The organism is Microbacterium sp. NPDC076768 (genome assembly GCF_040687205.1).
Classification (GTDB): domain Bacteria; phylum Actinomycetota; class Actinomycetes; order Actinomycetales; family Microbacteriaceae; genus Microbacterium.
In genome coordinates this window covers 175,610-191,195 of the sequence record NZ_JBFBMU010000003.1, presented here as the reverse complement: position 1 = coordinate 191,195, position 15,586 = coordinate 175,610, and the positions used below count along the sequence as shown (strand labels likewise).

Annotated in this window: 18 protein-coding genes; 13 read left to right on the top strand and 5 right to left on the bottom strand. The window is 62.2% G+C overall.

Features of this window, described 5'->3' with window-relative positions:
- The gene (sucC, locus tag AB0O87_RS13115; RefSeq protein ID WP_363516773.1) at window positions 1-1,191 is read right to left on the bottom strand and encodes an ADP-forming succinate--CoA ligase subunit beta; all 1,191 of its coding nucleotides are present in this window, start codon (window positions 1,189-1,191) and stop codon (window positions 1-3) included.
- A 262-nt stretch (window positions 1,192-1,453) separates the two neighbouring features.
- Here sucC and AB0O87_RS13110 point away from each other — a divergent pair, with 262 nt between their 5' ends.
- Genes AB0O87_RS13110 through AB0O87_RS13060 form a run of 11 tightly spaced genes read left to right on the top strand, consistent with a single transcriptional unit; the run spans window position 1,454 to window position 7,477 of the window.
- Window positions 1,454-1,867, top strand: a complete 414-nt coding sequence (locus AB0O87_RS13110; protein WP_363516770.1) for a YbaB/EbfC family nucleoid-associated protein — start codon at window positions 1,454-1,456, stop codon at window positions 1,865-1,867.
- The gene (locus AB0O87_RS13105) at window positions 1,867-2,196 is read left to right on the top strand and encodes a type VII secretion target (protein WP_363516767.1); all 330 of its coding nucleotides are present in this window, start codon (window positions 1,867-1,869) and stop codon (window positions 2,194-2,196) included. The genes AB0O87_RS13110 and AB0O87_RS13105 overlap by 1 nt, the downstream gene beginning before the upstream one ends.
- Window positions 2,197-2,213: 17 nt before the next feature.
- Window positions 2,214-3,644, top strand: a complete 1,431-nt coding sequence (locus AB0O87_RS13100; RefSeq protein ID WP_363516764.1) for a TNT domain-containing protein — start codon at window positions 2,214-2,216, stop codon at window positions 3,642-3,644.
- Window positions 3,641-3,910 carry a hypothetical protein gene (locus AB0O87_RS13095; protein WP_363516761.1) on the top strand — a complete coding sequence of 90 codons (270 nt, stop codon included), beginning with the start codon at window positions 3,641-3,643 and terminating at the stop codon, window positions 3,908-3,910. The genes AB0O87_RS13100 and AB0O87_RS13095 overlap by 4 nt, the downstream gene beginning before the upstream one ends.
- An 11-nt stretch (window positions 3,911-3,921) precedes the next feature.
- Window positions 3,922-4,191, top strand: a complete 270-nt coding sequence (locus AB0O87_RS13090) for a hypothetical protein (RefSeq protein WP_363516759.1) — start codon at window positions 3,922-3,924, stop codon at window positions 4,189-4,191.
- A gap of 11 nt (window positions 4,192-4,202) precedes the next feature.
- Entirely contained in the window at window positions 4,203-4,472 is a 270-nt protein-coding gene (locus tag AB0O87_RS13085; protein WP_363516756.1) for a hypothetical protein, read from the top strand.
- 11 nt (window positions 4,473-4,483) lie between these two features.
- Window positions 4,484-4,753, top strand: a complete 270-nt coding sequence (locus tag AB0O87_RS13080; RefSeq protein ID WP_363516753.1) for a hypothetical protein — start codon at window positions 4,484-4,486, stop codon at window positions 4,751-4,753.
- Between the two features lie 11 nt (window positions 4,754-4,764).
- On the top strand, window positions 4,765-5,208 hold the full coding sequence (locus AB0O87_RS13075; RefSeq protein ID WP_363516750.1) for a hypothetical protein: 444 nt from the start codon (window positions 4,765-4,767) through the stop codon (window positions 5,206-5,208).
- Window positions 5,205-5,465, top strand: coding sequence for a hypothetical protein (locus AB0O87_RS13070; RefSeq protein ID WP_363516747.1), 261 nt, complete (start codon window positions 5,205-5,207; stop codon window positions 5,463-5,465). Before AB0O87_RS13075 ends, AB0O87_RS13070 begins: the two co-directional genes overlap by 4 nt.
- 52 nt (window positions 5,466-5,517) lie before the next feature.
- Window positions 5,518-6,183, top strand: coding sequence for a TetR family transcriptional regulator (locus tag AB0O87_RS13065; protein ID WP_363516744.1), 666 nt, complete (start codon window positions 5,518-5,520; stop codon window positions 6,181-6,183).
- 58 nt (window positions 6,184-6,241) lie between these two features.
- Window positions 6,242-7,477: an acyl-CoA dehydrogenase family protein gene (locus tag AB0O87_RS13060; RefSeq protein ID WP_363516741.1), complete on the top strand. Its 1,236-nt coding sequence runs from the start codon at window positions 6,242-6,244 to the stop codon at window positions 7,475-7,477.
- Between the two features lies 1 nt (window position 7,478).
- Here the strand turns inward: AB0O87_RS13060 and AB0O87_RS13055 are convergent, their stop codons facing one another.
- Complete coding sequence (locus AB0O87_RS13055) at window positions 7,479-7,964, bottom strand: hypothetical protein (protein WP_363516738.1); 486 nt, start codon at window positions 7,962-7,964, stop codon at window positions 7,479-7,481.
- Between the two features lie 72 nt (window positions 7,965-8,036).
- On the opposite strand from AB0O87_RS13055, the gene AB0O87_RS13050 reads away from it, so the two are divergent.
- The gene (locus AB0O87_RS13050) at window positions 8,037-9,488 is read left to right on the top strand and encodes an NAD(P)/FAD-dependent oxidoreductase (RefSeq protein WP_363516735.1); all 1,452 of its coding nucleotides are present in this window, start codon (window positions 8,037-8,039) and stop codon (window positions 9,486-9,488) included.
- Window positions 9,489-9,667: 179 nt separating this feature from the next.
- The gene (locus AB0O87_RS13045) at window positions 9,668-10,711 is read left to right on the top strand and encodes an ATP-dependent DNA ligase (RefSeq protein WP_363516732.1); all 1,044 of its coding nucleotides are present in this window, start codon (window positions 9,668-9,670) and stop codon (window positions 10,709-10,711) included.
- Between the two features lie 6 nt (window positions 10,712-10,717).
- On the opposite strand, the gene ligD is transcribed toward AB0O87_RS13045, so the two are convergent.
- The 3 genes from ligD to AB0O87_RS13030 form a co-directional block, all read right to left on the bottom strand.
- The gene (gene ligD, locus AB0O87_RS13040; protein ID WP_363516728.1) at window positions 10,718-11,776 is read right to left on the bottom strand and encodes a non-homologous end-joining DNA ligase; all 1,059 of its coding nucleotides are present in this window, start codon (window positions 11,774-11,776) and stop codon (window positions 10,718-10,720) included.
- A gap of 69 nt (window positions 11,777-11,845) precedes the next feature.
- Window positions 11,846-12,985 carry an SseB family protein gene (locus AB0O87_RS13035; RefSeq protein WP_363516725.1) on the bottom strand — a complete coding sequence of 380 codons (1,140 nt, stop codon included), beginning with the start codon at window positions 12,983-12,985 and terminating at the stop codon, window positions 11,846-11,848.
- Between the two features lie 63 nt (window positions 12,986-13,048).
- Window positions 13,049-15,553, bottom strand: coding sequence for a UvrD-helicase domain-containing protein (locus tag AB0O87_RS13030; protein ID WP_363516722.1), 2,505 nt, complete (start codon window positions 15,551-15,553; stop codon window positions 13,049-13,051).
- Window positions 15,554-15,586 lie beyond the last annotated feature (33 nt).

The following is a 15,586-nucleotide window of genomic DNA, read 5'->3' as shown; positions in this document are numbered from 1 at the left end:
TCAGATCGCTTGCGCTGAGCTTGTCGAAGCGTTGGCGAGCTCGGCTGCCTTGTCGGCGCCCTCGTCCATCGTGGCGGCCAGGGTCACGAGCGGGTGTGCGTAATCGGCAAGGATCGCGCGACCCTCGTCGACGCGGTTACCGTCGAGGCGCACGACGAGCGGCTTGGATGCCGTGGCACCCAGCGTCTCGAGCGCACCCTTGATGCCGTTTGCAACAGCGTCACACGCGGTGATGCCACCGAAGACGTTGACGAAAACGCTCTTGACCTGCGGGTCGCCGAGGATGACGTCAAGGCCTGCCGCCATGACCTCTGCAGAGGCTCCGCCACCGATGTCGAGGAAGTTCGCCGGCTTCACGCCGTTGTGGTTCTCCCCCGCGTAGGCGACGACGTCGAGCGTCGACATAACGAGTCCTGCACCGTTACCGATGATGCCGACCTCGCCGTCAAGCTTCACGTAGTTGAGTCCCGACTCCTTGGCCTTGGCCTCGAGGGGGTCAGCTGCGTCCTTGTCTTCGAGCGCTTCGTGCTCTGGGTGACGAATTTCAGAGGCATTGTCGTCAAGGGTGACCTTGCCGTCGAGCGCGATGATGTCGCCATCTTCGGTGCGCACCAGCGGGTTGACCTCGACGAGTGTGGCGTCTTCCCCCTTGTACACGTCGTAGAGCTTGACGAAAACGTCGGAGACCTTCTCGATGAGCTCTGCGGGGAAGTTCGCCGCGCGAGCGATCTCGACGGCCTTCTCTTTGTCGATACCCGTCAGTGGGTTGACTTCGATGCGTGCGAGAGCGTCGGGGCGCTCAACTGCGAGCACCTCAATCTCCACGCCACCCTCTACCGAGCACAGGCTCAGGTAGGAGCGGTTGGCGCGGTCGAGCAACACGGAGAAGTAGAACTCCTCTGCGATGCGCGCACCCTGCGCGACCATGACGCGCTTGACGACGTGGCCCTTGATGTCGAGGCCGAGAATGGCCTTCGCTGCTTCGTATGCTTCGTCTGGGGTCTTAGCGACCTTGACGCCGCCCGCCTTTCCACGGCCGCCGGTCTTCACCTGAGCTTTGACGACGACGACTCCACCGATCTTCTCGGCGGCCGCCCTCACCTCTTCAGGAGTGTCCGCGACAATGCCGGCGAGAACCGGCACCCCGTACTTTTCGAAAACGTCTCGTGCCTGGTACTCGTACAGATCCACTGTGGTTCCTTCACTGGGCTGCTGTCTGGTAATTCTCTCGATGTCGAGACATCGAACAGTGGCCCAGCCTACTACCTCGAACTGAAGGCTTCCGGCTATCCGACGGCCACCGGAAGCGCATATCGGATTGAGGTCAGTTCAGCTGCGCTCGTTACGGCTGTGTGCGCGGGCGGAGGGCGTACGAGGCCCTGCTTCTGTGCATCAGAACCGCACTCTGCTCGGTGCGGGTATTATCCGTCATGTCAAGAATGGGGGGGGCCACATGACCAACACCTTCGACTTCTCGGATCCGATCGCGACGCGAGAGCGCATCTTGCAACAGGTGCAAGATGCTGAGCGTCGCGCTGCACAGGCAGCCCAGGTACGCGACGATATCGCTAGTGTGCGCGAGCGCGCGACATCCCCTGGACGCGACGTCGCTGTGACCGTGGATAGTTCAGGGCGGCTCGCGGAAGTGAAGCTGACAGATGCCGCACTCGGGCGCTCTCCCGAGGCGCTGGGCGCTTTGATTGTGTCCCTCGCCGGGCAGGCACAACGCAAGGCCGGCGAGCGAGCCGTCTCGATCGCGGCCGATGCCTTCGGAGCAGAAGACGCGGTCGTTGAGCACCTGCGTGACGAGATCGCGCAGCTTCCTGATCCGAGCCAAGACGGCCAGCCGAAGATCGAGTACCGCTGATGGCAGACCTCATCGCCGTAGACACGGAGACTGTTCGCAGGCACGCGCAGCGCGTTGGCCAGATCGCCTCTGATGTGCGAGTTGCCGAGAACGCCGCTGCATCAATGAACGTCGGCGGTGGGGCGTTCGGCTTAATGTGCGCGTTTCTTGTGCCACCCGCTCAGCTCGTCTCCTCGATCGCCGCAAGCACGATAGCCGCAGCAGCAACGATGCTGGAGCAGTCAGAAGAGCAACTACGCGGGCTCGCGAATGACTTCGATGAAGGAGAGCAGCAGCAGCTTGACACGATTAACGCTCTGATCAGATCTGTCGATGGGGCGGGAGGGTGACTCCGCCAACCTCTCTGGTGTCGGGCCCGATTGATCCGACAACACCTTTCAGCGGCACCGGGCTGCTCGAAGACGGCTATGAACTGGTGAACGCCATCGAGAGCGGTGACTGGATAGCGGGTGGACTCGCGTCATTTTCCGCTCTTGCAAACACGGTCGCGACGGCGTTAGATCCACTGGGGTCGCTCATCGCGGCGGGGCTCGGCTGGCTCATGGACCATCTGGAGCCACTCAAGGGCTGGCTCAATGACCTGACTGGGGATGCCGGAGAGGTTGCCGGGTTCGCGGCGACCTGGGGCAACATCTCCCAGCATCTCTCGCAGGCGGGCGCGACGCTCGATTCCCGGCTTGCCGATGTGAGCTCGATGTCGGGCGAAGCTATCGATGCTTACCGACGGCTTCAAGGCGATGTTGCAGCTCACATCTCCGCCGCAGCCTCGTGGGCTGGCGGGATGAAGACGGGCATGGAGATGGCATCCATGATCGTGCAGATTGTTCATGAGCTTGTTCGGGACACTCTTTCCCAATTGGTGGGGTCTCTGATTTCTTATGCGAGCACGCTCGTCGTCTCGGTAGGTTTAGCTACGCCCTACGTCATCGCGCAGGCCACGAGCCGTGTGTCAGCCATGGTCGCGCGAATTTCCGGCACGGTAGTCAAGCTCGTTGACGCGGTGGCAGATCTCGCGAAGCATCTGGACAAGCTCAAGGCGCTTTTTCGGCAACTCAGCGATCTCTTCTCCCAGGGGCCCGGCGGCGGGCGTACCCCTTCCGGCAGCGGGGCGCCGCGCGACCCCGGTAGTACCTCTCCACCGGGCAGCCCGCATACCAACGGGCCTACATCCGTTGGCCCGAGCATCCGCAGTCAGAGCACTCTCACCGACGAACAACTCCAGGGGTACCTCGAGTTTCGCTACCCGGATTACGCCGACGACTTCGCCAATTTCGGCACCCTCCCGTCCGACGTCCAGATCCCCAAGGGGCCAGAAGTACTCCTGCCAGACGGGAGCATCGATTGGAGCCAGGTTCCCGGTGGCGGCTACGTGCTCGATACAAACGGCAAACCCATCCAGGCTCCGTACACCCCACAGGTGGGGGAGGTGTTAGACCGCTATGGTCCGTCTGATGGCCGATACACCTCTCCCGTTCCGGATAGCAGCCCATACGCCTACGATCAGCGATCCCTCCCTTTCGTGGAGGACCCGAGTCAGTACCACCGCTACGAGGTGACCGGCGATATGTCCGACCTGCGCGGGGCATACGAGGGCGCTTCGCAGCAGGTGAAAGACGACCTCCTGGCTAACGAATTCAACCCCGACTACCTGTCAGCGCAGGGATATCGTGGAGATATTGCTCCCGGTTTCGGCTCGGCTGGCGGCGGAGTGCAGGTGCAACTTCCCCTCCGCTCCGATCACCTCATCATTCTGGGACTACTGAAGGAGATCACGTGAGTGACCTGACCGCTGCCGAAGTGCAACGCATCATCAAAGACGAATGGCTCACCGCGACCGCAAACTGGTACGGCCCCACCGGCCGTTCCGATCGTTCGGCATGGATTGACCGCGACGGAGACGAATGGGTGGTCTGGGAAGCCGACGAACGCGCCGTCCATTACAACTTCAGGCGTTACCGCTCCGAAGCCGAAGCGCTGGGCACATTTCTGGGACTCGCACGAGGATACAAACGCGGAGATTCCACCGCTGTGCGAAGAATCTAAGGAGATTGCGTTTGAGTGATCTGACCGCTGACGAGGTGCAACGCATCATCAAAGATGAGTGGCTCACCGCGACCGCAAACTGGTACGGCCCCACCGGCCGTTCCGATCGTTCGGCATGGATTGACCGCGACGGAGACGAATGGCTCGTCTGGGAAGCCGACGAACGCGCCGTCCATTACAACTTCAGCCGCTACGATTCAGAAGCCGAAGCGCTCGACCACTTCCTCAAGCTCGCACGGAAGTACAAACGCGGAGATTCCAACGCTGTGCGAAGAATCTAAGGAGATTGCGTATGAGTGATCTGACCGCTGACGAAGTGCAACGCATCATCAAAGATGAGTGGCTCACCGCGACCGCAAACTGGTACGGCCCCACCGGCCGCAACAGCCTTTCGGCATGGATCGACCGCGACGGCGACGAATGGGTGGTCTGGGAAGCCGACGAACGCGCCGGTCAGTACAATTTCAGGCGTTACCGCTCCGAAGCCGAAGCGCTCGGCACATTTCTGGGACTCGCACGAGGATACAAACGCGGAGACTCCAACGCTGTGCGAAGAATCTAAGGAGATTGCGTTTGAGTGATCTGACCGCTGACGAAGTGCAACGAATCATCAAAGACGAGTGGCTCACCGCGACCGCAAACTGGTACGGCCCCACCGGCCGTTCCGATCGTTCGGCATGGATTGACCGCGACGGAGACGAATGGGTCGTCTGGGAAGCCGACGAACGCGCCGTCCATTACAACTTCAGCCGCTACGGTTCAGAAGCCGAAGCGCTCGATCACTTCCTCAAGCTCGCCCGAGGATACAAACGCGGAGATTCCACCGCTGTGCGAAGAATCTAAGGAGATTCCGTATGACTGAGCTATGGATCGGACCAAACGGAGAGGTCCTCACCCGCGAGCCCATTCCCGCAGGTGCCGCGGTATGGGACCTATATGGTCCCCTCAACACCCGCTATGTGTACGTCGTTGAAAACGGGCAGCCAGCCCCGTACCCCCAGCGCTCACTCCCCTGGGTCGAGAACCCTGCGGCATACCACCAATTCGTCGTCATCGGTGACTGCGTCCGAATTCGTGACGCCTATGAACGTTCTCAAGACGCCACCCTCCGCCGCGATCTCGAGGACCTCGTCGAAATCGGCTATTACCGCTGGGACGAACCGATCTACAGCGGCCCTGTTGCTCCCGCATTCGGTGACCCCGGTGGCGCGATCCAGCTCCTGCTGCCACTGCCGTTGTCGTTCTATCTGCGCCTCGGCCTCGTCCGTGAACTCAACATCCCCGGAGTGCCCCGATGAACCGCAATACCGTTCAGGCCGACCTCCAGGTTCGCGGGTACGTCGGGTACTGCTTTTTCGAAGACCCCCGCGGCAAACAAAACGTCATCGTTCTCTCCGCCGCGAGAAACGGCTTCCAATCCTGGATCCAAGACGAACGCGCCCAACTCATCAGCGGCTCGCTGCGCACATTCACCGAAGAAAACGACGCCCTCACTGACTTCACCCACCGGGTAGAACTCTGGAACCGCATCAGCGGACTGCGCCCACAAAGATAGGCCGATGGGCGTCGCGACAAAACCCCAACGGTCTCGGGTCTAGGCTTTCGCCATGCACGAATCCGCAGAACTGCGCACCGGCGTTGTCGCCGCCGCGCTCGAACTTTTCAGCGCCCAGGGGTTCGACCAAACGTCGGTAGAACAGATAGCGAAGGCTGCCGGTGTGTCCCGCTCCACATTCTTTCGCCAGTTTGGCGGCAAAGAGGATGTCGTCTTCGCCGACCATGAGGTACTCCTTGAGCAGCTGAGGGAGTTTCTCGATGAAGGGCACCCCGATCCGTGGACGGCCGTCTGTGCGGCATCGGAGTCGGTCTTCGCGCACTTCGCCGACGACCCGCAACTTGCTCGCCGTCGCTACCAAATCGTGCGCGAGGTGCCCGTGCTGCGGGAACGCGAGATCATCACGGTTTTCCGCTACGAAAGACTGTTCGACGAGTACCTGCGGGAGTCACTGCCCGGAGTCGATCCCGTGGACGCCGTGGGATTTGCTGCCCTCGTGACCGCCGTGCACAACCACGTACTACGCCAACTTCTGCGCGGGGATAACAAGGTGCCACTCGCGACGCTGCAGAAGGCCCTCGCTGACGTTCGCCGTCGCTACGGCGTGGCTGAAGACGCGAAGTCGGCACCGGATGACGTCGTTGTGGCGGTCTTTCCTCGGTCGATGCCGATTGCTGAGGTAACTCGACGATTGCAGTCTGAACTCGACGAGACCTAAGGGGTTAGTGAAACCGAGTATCAAGGCGTACGATACTTGGTGTCACGAAGGAGCACCCATGAGCACTGAAGCTTCCCCGTTCCCCGGCGAGCGCGTCTCGTCTTACGACGTCACTGGGCGGCAAGACAGCGATTACTACGCCGTCTTCACCGACATTCCAGAGGCGGATCGAGTCGCGTGGGACCGCGCGAAGTCGTACATCGACGAGGTGGCTCCTCAGATGGCGGATGCCTGGGACCGCGCGGAGTATCCGCTCGACGCGGCGCGACGCATGGGCGAGATGGATCTGGTTGTCGACGGCATTCAGCACCCCGCTCTTACCCAGCTTTCCCCGCTCGCAGCCGGGCTCGTAAACATGGAGATCTCCCGCGGCGACGGCTCACTGGGCACGATTCTCGCGGTGCAGGGCGGCCTCGCACTACGCACGCTCGCACTGTTTGGATCGCCTGCGCAGCAAGCCAAGTGGCTGACCGCTCTCGCCGATGGGTCTGTGCTGGGCTCGTTTGCGCTGACAGAACCAGACCACGGCTCGGACTCGGTTTCGTTGGAGACGGTAGCTCGCCGCGACGGCGATGGTTGGGTGCTCCGCGGCACGAAGAAATGGATCGGCAACGGTGCCTCCGGAGGGATCACCTTCGTCTGGGCACGCATCGACGACGATGGCGCAGAAGAGCACGGCGCCGTACGGTGCTTCCTCGTCGAGCAAGAGACTCCCGGATACACAGGCACCGTGATTCGCGGCAAAGCGTCGCTCCGCGCGATCCATCAGGCGCACATTGTGCTCGACGATGTGCGGGTGCCGCTCGATGCCGTGCTGCCGGGAACGAAGAGCTTCAAGGATGCGTCAACGGTGTTGTACGCCACCCGTTCTGGCGTCGCGTGGTCGGCACTCGGGCACGCGACCGCCTGCTATGAAGCTGCACTGGCCTACGCGACCCAGCGGGTACAGTTCGGGAAACCACTCGCAAAGTTCCAGATGGTGCAGGAACGCCTCACCCACATGCTGGAAGATCTCACCGCCATGCAGTTGTACTGCCGGCGGATGGCCGACCTCGAGACGGCTGGCCAATTGCGTCCCACTCAGGCATCTCTCGCGAAGTTCCACAACACACGCACCGCGCGGCGCATTGCCTCAACAGCACGCGACATGCTGGGGGGCAACGGCATTCTGTTGGAAAACGGCGTGATGCAGCACATGGCCGACATCGAAGCCATCCACACCTACGAGGGCACGGAAAGCGTGCAGGCGCTGTTGCTCGGCCGTGACATCACCGGCATGAGCGCCTTCGCTTAGATCAATCGCAGCCGCAGCCGCCGGATGGCGTCTTCACCATGAAGCAGACGTCGCAGACGCCATAGTCGCGCTCTTCGACGGGCTTCGACGAGGGCGAACGAGGGGCAGAGACGCGAGGAGTGGTCGCACGCTTTGCCGCACGCGGTGGCGTCAGCGGAATGAACTCGCTGGGGTGGCTGACGTAGAAATACGGCGCGCGCCCCTCACTCGGCTGTAGGCGCAGTGGAGCGGACCCGACGACGAGGCGTTCGTCTTCCGTGAAGCCGTTCGTGTAGGTACGGCCGATGTGCAAAGACGCCCCTTCACCACGACGGATCGCCTCGATGTAGCGACCTCGATCGATAAACGAGCTGATGCCGACCGCTTCAACAATCGATGCGATGAACGCATGGTTCGACGGATCGATGCGGTGAGCGCGAAGTGCTTCCGGGAGCGAACGATATGGACGGGAGGTGCCTGCGGGGGTGGGCCCCTGTACTTCTTTCATCAGTTCCAGGATCGCACGCCCGGAGGGTACCTTTCGACCGTTTTCGCCTTCAGCACATGCAAAACTGGCGGTATGGCGCAGGCAACGATTATCGGTTCCGGCCCGAACGGGCTCGCAGCAGCATCGACGCTCGCGCGCGCCGGATACGCGGTGCGCGTTTTGGAGGCCGCAGAGACCATCGGCGGCGGCGTTCGCACCCACGAATCCACTCTTCCTGGATTCCGGCACGACGTGTGCTCTGCCGTTCATCCAGCCACGATTGCCTCGCCGTTTTATCAGGCATTCGGACTCGATCAGCGTGTGGAGTGGATTCACCCTGAGGCCTCATACGCGCATCCGCTCGATGGCGGACGCGCGGCGATCGCCTGGCGCGATATCGATCGCACCGCGGCCGATCTGGGGGTCGACGGGGCGGCCTGGCTTTCACGTCTGCGCCCGCTGAGTGTCCATATCGACGGCGTTGTCGATTTCACCACCAACCAGCTTCTTCGAATGCCTCGCGATCCGATGACGGCTGTGCGCTACGCGATCAGAATGTTGGATCAGGGCACTCCACTCGCCGCGCGCACATTCCGCACTGCGGAGGCGGCAGCACTCATGTCTGGTGTGGTGGCTCATGCCAACTCGCCGCAGCCGTCTCTCGCCGGAGCTGCAGCAGGACTCCTCCTCGCAGCGTATGGACATGCGGGCGGTTGGCCGTATCCCCGAGGCGGTGCGCAGCGCATCGCCGACGCTCTGGTCGCCGACATCGAGGCGCACGGAGGCACTCTGGAGACGCGCACGCCCGTCTCCAATCTGAGCACGCTGGACTGGGGCGATCCTGGTCGAGGCGATCTGCTGTTCTTGAACACCTCGCCGCGCTTGGCCCTCACGCATCCAGATGTGCCCACCCACTACGCCAGTGCACTGGACAGCTACCGGTATGGCCCTGGGGTCGCGAAGGTCGATTTCGCACTCGACGGACCTGTGCCCTGGACTAACCCCGAGGTTGCGAAGGCACCGACGGTGCATCTTGGCGGCACCCGCGCCGAGGTGTGGGCCAGCGAAAACGCTGTCACTGCTGGCCGAGTGAGCGAGAACCCATACGTGCTCGCCGTACAACCATCGGTTTTGGACGACTCCCGTGCGCCTGCCGGCAAAGCCGTGCTGTGGGCCTACATCCATGTGCCTGCAGGGTCGACGCTTGATCCCACCGAACTCATCACCGCACAGGTCGAGCGATTCGCGCCGGGCTTCCGCGACCTCATCCTGGCGCACAGGGCAATACCGGCCTCTTCACGCGAGGCGATCAACCCCGCGGAGATCGGAGGCGACATTTCGGGCGGAGTTTTCGACATTCGTCAGGCTTTGCGACGCCCCGTGGTCTCCCCCGCCCCGTGGCGAATGCCCATGCGCGGCGTCTACCTGGCCTCGGCATCGGCCCCTCCCGGTCCTTCTGTGAATGGGATGGCAGGCTGGCACGCTGCCCGCACCGCCCTGCGCGACGCCGGAGAATCCGTCACCCTGGAGAACCTGTTCGGCTGACCTGCGCTCATCCGTGCTGGTGTGCATCTCCCCCGGTTCACAACTCAGGAATTCTGTTGCCGGAGCGGCGGAAACCGGCCGGATACCGGCTCCGCAGCCTGGCGGCCTCGGGGTTTTCCTGAGATATGAACGCCGACGCCGGGGTTCCTTCGGCCTGGTCCGACGACCAGGATGGGAACATGCGGTACGAAATCCCTGCGCCAATGCTCGCAAAATCGGTTCCGGCGGTTCCAGACCCGACAAAAACCCCGGGTGGCCTGCTCTATGAGCCGAAGTGGGACGGCTTTCGCGGGCTCATCGCGTGGGACGGTGAGAATGTTGAGATCGGCTCCCGAGGGGCGAAGCCCCTCACCCGGTACTTCCCAGAGCTGGTGGAGGCTATTCCTGAGCTCCTACCAGGACCATGCCTTCTCGACGGAGAGATTGTTGTCGCACGCGGCTCATCCGGCTCCGAACGATTGGACTGGGAGGCCCTGAGCCAGCGCATCCACCCCGCAGCAACACGCATCGCAAAGCTGGCTACCGAAACACCAGCCATGTTCATTGCCTTCGACCTTCTGGCGGTGGATGACGAATACCTGCTCGCGCACCCCTTCGAAGCGAGACGCGCGCGACTCGAGACGATGATGGCGGGCGTTGACCACCCGCTTCACCTCACCCGCACGACCCGCGACCGCGACACGGCCGCGCGCTGGCTAGCTGAGTTCGAGGGTGCAGGTCTTGATGGGGTCGTCGCGAAGCCGCTGGATCAGCCGTACTCTCCCGGCAAGCGCACGTTGTTCAAGATCAAACATGCACGCACGGCCGATGTGGTCGCGCTCGGCTACCGCGTCCACAAGTCCGGATCAGGCGTCGGATCACTGCTTGTGGGGCTCTTCGATCACGAAGGCGTGCTGCGTCAGGTCGGCGGAGTAGCGGCGTGGAGCAATGCACGCCGCCAGGAGCTGATCGACGAACTCGCACCGCTGGTGGAGCGAAACGCAGAAGGCGAGATCGCCACCGCAGAGGGCGAGCGGTCCCGCTTCAGCGGATCGAAGGATGTCTCGTTCGTTCCCCTTCGGCCAGAACTCGTGTTAGAAGTGCGGTACGACCAACTCGAGGGCACCCGCTTTCGCCACACCGTGCAGTTCGAGCGCTGGCGCCCCGACCGTGATGCGAGATCATGCACGTACGAGCAGCTAGACACGGTCGCCGGATACGATCTCGCCGACGTGTTGCGCTGATGTCGCCTACTTCTTGCCCGTAGCTGTTCCATCGGCTTCCCAGTGCGCGGCAACCTTCTTGCTGGGCTGCACTCGGGGCGGCTCCCCCGGCATCTTCGGAAAGTCTGGAGGAAAAGGAAGCTCTCCCAGGCCGTTCTCTTTATCGCGTTCCCACCACTCCAGCAGAGTGTCGATTCGCCCACTCTCGGCGTGCATCTGGGCCCACGGATCGCCGATGTCTCGCAGGCGGTCGGGAACACTACGCACCGTGAACGCGTGCGGATCCAAATCTTCGAGCTCTTCCCAGTGCACCGGCGTCGAAACTGTCGCGCCAGGAATCGCCCGGGGACTATACGCCCCGGCCATGGTGCGGTCTCGATTGGCCTGATTGAAGTCGACGAAGATGCGCTCGCCTCGCTCTTCTTTCCACCAATTGGTGGTGACCTGATGGGGCATTCGTCGTTCCAGCTCGCGCCCTGCCGCAACTACCGCATGCCGCACATCTAAGAACTCATGCGTCGGCGCGATGGGCGCAAAGACGTGCAACCCCCGGTTTCCGCTGGTCTTGGCGAACGCTTCGAGCCCTGCTTCCCGCAGTACCTCTCGCAGTGTGTTTGCGGCGACGACCGCATCCGCGAAGTCGGTTCCTGGTTGCGGATCAAGATCGATTCGCAACTCAACCGGGTTGTCGACGTCGGTCGCAAGCGAAGCCCACGGGTGGAACACGATCGTGTTCATCTGCACTGCCCAAACGATCGCACTTGTGCGATTGAGCACGATCTGCGGATGCTTACGCCCACTGTTGTAGGTCACCGTGACCGCATCCACGTAGCCAGGCGTGCCTTTAGGCGGGTTCTTCGAAAAGAACCCCTCGGCGGATCCCACCCCATCCCGGAACCGCTCAAGCGACACCGGCCTGTTGCCATTTGACGCGAGAAAGGCGGGGGCCACGATTTGGGAGTACTCGGCGAGCTCGGCCTTGGTGATGCCAAGATCTGGCCACACAACTTTGTTCGGGCTGGAGAGCACCACGTCGCGTTCTTCGTCTGCATCAACGACTGTGAGAGTCACCCGTTCTGAAGCCATGCTCTGACCCTAGAGCGCACCTGGGACAGACGGAACCCCCGCGCGCCCCAGGTTCCCTGCCAGCTCTCGTCAGTCGCCGAGGTCGACGGCGAGCACCAACACTGGCGTGAGAGCATCCCGCTCAACGATGATCGACGGACCAGCGGAGTCGATGATCACGCCAGCCATCTCGGCATGGCTGGTGAGCACCTTTGCCAGCTGGTCTGGCTCGAACGGAAGCGGACGATCGCCGCGCCCGAGAGCAATGACCTCCAGCGGGTGCGAGAACAGCTGGAGGAAGCGCCGTCCATCGGGGGTCTGCGCCTCGGCAATGCCCACCTGACCGCTGCCGGAGCCGTCGTTTACCGCGACCCACATGCGCTTCACAGCGAGCGCTTCGCCTACCTTCGCTGCGGTGTCTTGCTCACGTGGAGTCGCCAGAAGTGTCTTCACAGTCATGTCGACATCGGCCTGCTCGAGCGTCTTCTGCAACAGCTCCGTCGGGAAAACAACACGATTCGGTGCCGACGCATTGTCAACGATCAGACCGGCGAAGTCCCCAGAGACTACTTGCTGGAGTACCGAAGTCACCGGCTGCGCGACGGCGGAAGTCGCTGCGGGGTCGGCCTCTTGCTGAACAGAGTCGCGCACGGCGCGGGCAGAGCTGAAGGCGAGCATGAACTGACGGTCGTCGTTGTCGCGCACGACGGCGACCGATAGCGGCTTGCCCTCGCTGATCTGGGCGCGCGCGTCACCGTTCACGCGGATGTACATGTGCCCTTGCAATGCCTGTCGCATCACACCGAGAAGTTGGTCGTTCGTCGCGCCCGCTTCAATCTCCGTGAGCGCCTCGCGCAGCAAGACATTGTCTTTCATCCCCGCGACAGTTTCTGTCTGCTCAGGCGGAAGAACGGGCGCGAGCGGCAGACGACGCTCCTGAGGTGCGGCTGGTTGCACTGGCGGGTTTTTCGGTTGCTGCTGAGCTTGTGGCTGCTGTTGCTGTGCCTGACGAGGCGCGGTGGTCGCCGGTGCGTCGGGGTCTGGCAAGGTCACTTCTGGACCTGCTGCTTCCCCCACACCACGAAACGCCTGCACCGAGATGCCAATCGACGGTGCGGCGACCTGCGACGAAACATCGGGGGTAACACCCTGGTCGGCTACGACACTTGTGTCTGCTTCCGGGGCGGTGGCGTCGTCATCGGACTTCTTGCGGCGAGAGAAGAGGGCCATATCAGCCAGCCTAACCGGCAATCCGGCGCAGGTTCCGCCGCAGACGCAACGTTTTCTGAGTCGTTAGATCTTCTCGATCGGTGCAACTTTGATGAGGAGCTTCTTCTGCCCAGCGGAGTCAAACCGCACGTGAGCGATGCGCTTGGCACCTTCACCGGTCACCGCATCGACGCGTCCCTCCCCAAAGTCGACGTGACGGATGCGGTCTCCTGTGGCCAGTTCGAGGTCGCCGTTGTCTCGCATCTTGGCGGTGACACGGTTGGGGAACTTATCCATAGCGGTCGAGAGCGGCTTGAGGTTGTCGCGCCCCGGGAGAGCTTTAACCGCGAACCGATCATTCGCACCATTCCCCGAACCGCCGAAGCCGCCCTGCCGTCGTGCGTTCAGCGCGCGAGACTGCATGCCGCCTCGCGAATTCACGTCGCCGGGAGACTGGCGCCAGTCGATGAGGCCTGCCGGAATCTCTTGCAGGAAACGGCTCGGCATCGCCACCGTCACCTCGCCAAACTGTGCCCGTGTCATCGCGAGAGACAGGTGCAGGCGCTTGCGGGCACGAGTGATGCCGACATAGAAGAGTCGACGTTCCTCCTGTGGTCCCCCAGGCTCGCCCGCCGAGATGCGGTGCGGGATGAGGTCTTCTTCGACACCGGTAACGAAAACCGCGTCGTATTCGAGCCCCTTAGCGGTGTGCATCGTCATCATCGACACCGAGCCGGATTCGTCATCGAGATCATCGGCGTCCGAGACCAATGCCACCTCGGTCAAGAAGTCGACAATCGTGCCCTCGGGATTGTTGCGCGCGAAGTCTCTGGCAACGGCAACAAATTCGTCTAAGTTCTCTACGCGCGCTTCATCTTGCGGGTCGCGACTAGCACGCAGCGTATCGAGGTAACCGCTCTTCGACAGCAGCACGCTCAGACCATCAGCGACCGCTGTGGGCGGCGGCAGCTCACCCGTTGCCGGGGTCATGATCGAGGCTGCCTCGGTAAGAACCGCATCGAGCTGTGCGATAGCTGCCTGGATCTTGGGCCCGACACCCAGCTGACCTGGCATCGACAACGCGTCGCGGAAGCTGAGGTCATTCGTCTCGGCAAAGCGTGCAATGGCCGTCTCTGTGACGTCGCCGATCCCCCGTCGCGGCTTATTCAGAATGCGCCGCACAGCCATATCGTCTGCCGGATTCGCGACGGCAACGAGGTATGCGAGTGCGTCTTTGATCTCGGCGCGGTCGTAGAACTTCGTCCCGCCCATGATCTTGTATGGCACTGCCGAGCGGATGAAGATCTCTTCAAGCGCACGAGACTGCGAGTTGGTGCGGTAGAAAACCGCCATCTCTGAATAGGCCATACCCGCGCGGTGTAATGCTTCGACTTCATCCGCCACGAACTGCGCTTCGTCGTGTTGCGAGTAGCCGGTGAAGCCGATGATCTTGTCGCCGTCGCCTTTATCGCTCCAGAGCTTTTTCTCTTTGCGATCGAAGTTGTTGCCGATCACCGCGTTGGCAGCCGAGAGGATGTTCTGCGTGGAGCGGTAGTTCTGCTCGAGCATCACCACGCGTGCGCCGGGAAAGTCACGCTCGAACTCGCTGATGTTACGAATGTCGGCGCCCCGGAAGGCGTAGATGGACTGGTCAGAGTCACCCACGACGGTGAGCGATGCTCCCCCGTCGTCCGTCGAGCTACCCTGGGCCCCTGAGCCACCCTGGGTCCCTGAGCTTGTCGAAGGGTCAGGCTCGAAGATCATCATGCCGTTGGAGGCATATGGCTCTGGTGCCGCGCCAGCGGCGTTCGAGACAGGACGCGTCAGCTCGTGGATCAGCGCATACTGCGCATGGTTGGTGTCCTGATACTCATCGACCAAAATATGCCGGAACCGGCGACGGTAGGCATCGGCGACCTGGGGGAATGCTCGGAACAAGTACACGGTCTGTCCGATGAGGTCATCGAAGTCAAACGCATTAGCTTTCTGCAACTGCCGTTGGTAGTCGGCAAAAACCTCGACGAACACTCGCTCTGCCGGATCACTCATGTTGGCCTGACGCGCGAACGACTCGGCGTCTGAGAGCTCATTCTTCAGTTTGGAGATGCGCGACTGCACCGCTGCTGGCGTGAGCCCGTACGCGTCTGCCTGGTGGTCTTTGACCAACCTCTTAAGCAGCGCACGCGAGTCGCCGGAGTCGTAGATCGTGAACGACTTGGTGTAGCCAAACTGATCAGCTTCGCGGCGCAGAATTCGGACGCACGCGGAGTGGAAGGTCGAGATCCACATGCCCCGAGCAGCATCACCGATCAAACCAGCGACGCGCTCACGCATCTCGCCAGCGGCCTTGTTCGTGAACGTAATCGCAAGAATCTGGCTAGGCCATGCTTCGTGGCTTCGCAGCAACGACGCGATCCGCCGTGTGAGCACGCTGGTTTTGCCCGACCCAGCGCCTGCAACGATCAGCAGAGCAGGCCCGCGGTAGGTGACAGCTTCGAGCTGCTGAGGGTTCAATCCGGCGAGGAGATTATTTGCCCCCGAGGGACGAGGGTTGTCGTTTCCTGGAACGATGAGAGGAGCTTCGGTCATGGCTCTCTGAGTCTATGCGTCACTGCCGACACA

Coding starts and splice junctions, on each gene's coding strand:
- AB0O87_RS13110 (WP_363516770.1), top strand. CDS start 1,454: ATGACCAACACCTTCGACTTCTCGGATCCGATCGCGACGCGAGAGCGC.
- AB0O87_RS13105 (WP_363516767.1), top strand. CDS start 1,867: ATGGCAGACCTCATCGCCGTAGACACGGAGACTGTTCGCAGGCACGCG.
- AB0O87_RS13085 (WP_363516756.1), top strand. CDS start 4,203: ATGAGTGATCTGACCGCTGACGAAGTGCAACGCATCATCAAAGATGAG.
- AB0O87_RS13075 (WP_363516750.1), top strand. CDS start 4,765: ATGACTGAGCTATGGATCGGACCAAACGGAGAGGTCCTCACCCGCGAG.
- AB0O87_RS13070 (WP_363516747.1), top strand. CDS start 5,205: ATGAACCGCAATACCGTTCAGGCCGACCTCCAGGTTCGCGGGTACGTC.
- AB0O87_RS13065 (WP_363516744.1), top strand. CDS start 5,518: ATGCACGAATCCGCAGAACTGCGCACCGGCGTTGTCGCCGCCGCGCTC.
- AB0O87_RS13060 (WP_363516741.1), top strand. CDS start 6,242: ATGAGCACTGAAGCTTCCCCGTTCCCCGGCGAGCGCGTCTCGTCTTAC.
- AB0O87_RS13055 (WP_363516738.1), bottom strand. CDS start 7,964: ATGAAAGAAGTACAGGGGCCCACCCCCGCAGGCACCTCCCGTCCATAT.
- AB0O87_RS13050 (WP_363516735.1), top strand. CDS start 8,037: ATGGCGCAGGCAACGATTATCGGTTCCGGCCCGAACGGGCTCGCAGCA.
- AB0O87_RS13045 (WP_363516732.1), top strand. CDS start 9,668: ATGCGGTACGAAATCCCTGCGCCAATGCTCGCAAAATCGGTTCCGGCG.
- ligD (WP_363516728.1), bottom strand. CDS start 11,776: ATGGCTTCAGAACGGGTGACTCTCACAGTCGTTGATGCAGACGAAGAA.
- AB0O87_RS13035 (WP_363516725.1), bottom strand. CDS start 12,985: ATGGCCCTCTTCTCTCGCCGCAAGAAGTCCGATGACGACGCCACCGCC.
- AB0O87_RS13030 (WP_363516722.1), bottom strand. CDS start 15,553: ATGACCGAAGCTCCTCTCATCGTTCCAGGAAACGACAACCCTCGTCCC.